The organism is Microbacterium sp. ISL-103, assembly GCF_018613995.1.
Lineage (GTDB): Bacteria > Actinomycetota > Actinomycetes > Actinomycetales > Microbacteriaceae > Microbacterium.
Map to the genome: position 1 here is coordinate 1 of NZ_JAGGPD010000588.1, position 2,863 is coordinate 2,863.

A 2,863-nucleotide genomic window follows, 5' to 3' on the forward strand; every position below is an offset into this window, starting at 1 on the left:
ACGTCGACCCCCACCTCGATGTCGCGCTCCGCCAGCGCCTTCACCGTCTCGGAGGCGAGGCGGTCGGCGAGCATCCGAGTCGACGACGGGTTCGACAATCCGGCGGAGACCACGGCGATACGACGCATCGTCATCTCACGCCTCCTTGCGAGCGAGGCCGAATGCCGCACCGGCGGGTGCGGGGGTGTCCTGGTAGGGCGAGTCGCCCGTCAGGTTGTCGCCACGGTTCGCACCGGGGCGCGCCTGACGCGTCGGACCGTCACCGAACTCGGCCTTCACCCGCGACGCGTGGGTCGGGGCATCCGGCACGCTCGCCGGGCGATCCTTCGCGAGTTCCCTGCGCAGGACGGGCACGACCTCGGATCCCAGGATGTCGAGCTGCTCGAGCACCGTCTTCAGCGGCAGACCCGCGTGATCGATCAGGAACAGCTGGCGCTGGTAGTCGCCGTAGTGCTCGCGCATCGCGGCATAGCGGTCGATGACCTGCTGGGGCGATCCCACCGTCAGCGGGGTCATCTCGGTGAAGTCCTCCATGCTCGGACCGTGACCGTAGACGGGGGCGTTGTCGAAGTACGGACGGAACTGGTTCACCGCATCCTGCGACTTCGCGGCCATGAACACCTGCCCGCCGAGCCCGACGATCGCCTGCTCCGGCGTGCCGTGACCGTAGTGCGCGTAGCGCTGACGGTAGAGCTCGATCAGACGCTGGTAGTGCTCCTTGGGCCAGAAGATGTTGTTCGCGAAGAAGCCGTCACCGTAGTACGCGGCCTGCTCCGCGATCTCGGGCGTGCGGATAGAACCGTGCCAGACGAACGGGGCGACCCCGTCGAGGGGCCGGGGGGTCGAGGTGAAGCCCTGAAGCGGGGTGCGGAACTTGCCCTCCCAGTTCACGACGTCCTCACGCCACAGCTTGTGCAGCAGCGCATAGTTCTCGATCGCGAGCGGGAGGCCCTGGCGGATGTCCTGCCCGAACCAGGGGTAGACCGGCCCGGTGTTGCCTCGACCGAGCATGAGGTCCATGCGGCCGTCAGAGACGTGCTGCAGCATCGCGTACTCCTCGGCGATGCGCACCGGGTCGTTCGTCGTGATGAGGGTCGTCGAGGTCGAGACGATGAGCCGCTCGGTCTGCGCCGCGAGCGCGGCCAGGAACGTCGTGGGGCTCGACGACCAGAAGGGAGGGTTGTGGTGCTCGCCGATCGCGAACACATCGAGACCGACCTCTTCGCTGTGCTTGGCGATCGTCAGAGTCGCCTTGATCCGCTCCTGCTCACTCGGCGTCTCGCCGGTGGTCGGGTCGCGGGTGATGTCGCTGACCGACATGATTCCGAACTGCACCGGGATGCCTGCCTGCTCGCTCATGATTGCTCCGTCTTCTCCGAATCGGGTGCCCTGCATCCGGTTCTATTCATTTGAATGTATCTGAGTCAACGCGATGCGAGCAACTTTATTCCCCGAGTAGCCTCAGAGCATGAACAGTGCCGGAGCCGACACGTCGAACCCCGCCACCGGATCCGTGCAGAAGCCCCGAAAGCGTGTGCCGTTCTGGGACAACGCCCGCTACGCCTGCATCGTCCTGGTGGTCCTCGGACACGCGATCCAGCGGCTCACCTACGACTCCGACATCGCGCTCGCCGCCTATCTGGCGCTCTATGCGTTCCACATGCCGGCCTTCGCGATCATCTCGGGATACTTCTCGAAGTCGGGTTCGCCGACTCGCGTGCAGATGGCGCGGGTGATCACGGACATCCTCCTCCCGTACGTCATCTTCGAGTTCCTCTGGACTCTGACGAAGTTCCTGGTCGAAGGGCAGGCGGATCCGAACTTCACGAAGCCCTCGTGGACGCTGTGGTTCCTGCTGGCTCTCGGTATCTTCCGTCTCGTCCTGCCCTACCTCGCGCTGCTGCGATGGCCACTGCTGTGGACGGTGATCATCTCTGTCGGGGTGGGTTACCTCCCCAACGTCGACAGCACGTTCTCGCTGTCGCGCACGCTCGGGCTGCTTCCCTTCTTCACGCTGGGATGGTGGCTTCGCGACCGCGACATCGTCGCGCGGCTCCGGCTTCTCGACCGTCGCCCCTGGTGGATCCGACCGGTCAGCGTCCTGATCCTGGGCGGCGCGGCGTTCGTCGCCTGGCACTGGATCGAGCTGTGGCGGCAGATCGACCTCCGGCACTGGCTCTTCTACGAGGACGCCTACTCGGATCTCGGCGGCGAGCAGTGGTGGGCCGGCGGGGTGCGCATCGCGCTGATGCTCCTGGCCGTGCTGCTGAGCGCGGCGTTCTTCGTCCTCATCCCCCGAGGGACGTACTGGTGGACCAGGTTCGGGCAGTACACGATGTACGTCTTCCTGCTGCACTCGTTCGTGCTCTACCCGTTCCGCGAATCCGGCGCCCTGAGAGACCTGGATCCGACCTGGCTGTGGCTCCCCCTCGTGACCCTGCTGTCCGTCGCACTGGCACTGGCGCTGGCCACCAAGCCGGTGCGCCGGCTCTTCCGCCCGCTGGTGGAGCCTCGGCCCCGATGGCTCTTCGTGGATCCGGAGCTCGCGGGACGCGAAGGCCACCGGAGCGACCCCACCGGTTCACGTCGTCCGCGCCAGGGCTCACCGGATACCCTGAAGCGGTGACCCGAGCCGAGCTGATCCGCGATGCCCTCGTGGAACGGGTCTCCTCGACCGGCTTCGTCGCCCACGGGCTCCACGTGCGTACGGGCGAGGACACCGCGGAGTTCCGGTGGTCGCCCGATGTGCGCGAAGAGATCCATTCCGTCGCGAAGGGCATGAGCGTGATCGCAGCCGGGCTCGCCGAAGCTGAGGGACTCGTCGCGCTCGATGCCCCCGTGGCCGCCTACGTTCCCGGAATGT

Annotated in this window: 2 protein-coding genes and 2 pseudogenes; 2 read left to right on the plus strand and 2 right to left on the minus strand. The window is 66.5% G+C overall.

The features are described from left to right. Together J7E68_RS20040 and J7E68_RS18220 are read right to left on the minus strand one after the other, a co-directional pair. A pseudogene (locus J7E68_RS20040) lies at positions 1–134 on the minus strand (NADPH-dependent FMN reductase); the annotation flags it as partial. Between the two features lies 1 nt (position 135). Next, positions 136–1,359, minus strand: coding sequence for an LLM class flavin-dependent oxidoreductase (locus J7E68_RS18220; protein WP_215174960.1), 1,224 nt, complete (start codon positions 1,357–1,359; stop codon positions 136–138). Between the two features lie 109 nt (positions 1,360–1,468). On the opposite strand from J7E68_RS18220, the gene J7E68_RS18225 reads away from it, so the two are divergent. Together J7E68_RS18225 and J7E68_RS18230 are read left to right on the plus strand one after the other, a co-directional pair. After that, complete coding sequence (locus tag J7E68_RS18225) at positions 1,469–2,626, plus strand: acyltransferase family protein (RefSeq protein ID WP_215174961.1); 1,158 nt, start codon at positions 1,469–1,471, stop codon at positions 2,624–2,626. Continuing rightward, positions 2,623–2,863 (plus strand): annotated as a pseudogene (locus J7E68_RS18230) (serine hydrolase); the annotation flags it as partial. The gene J7E68_RS18225 and the pseudogene J7E68_RS18230, both read left to right, overlap by 4 nt.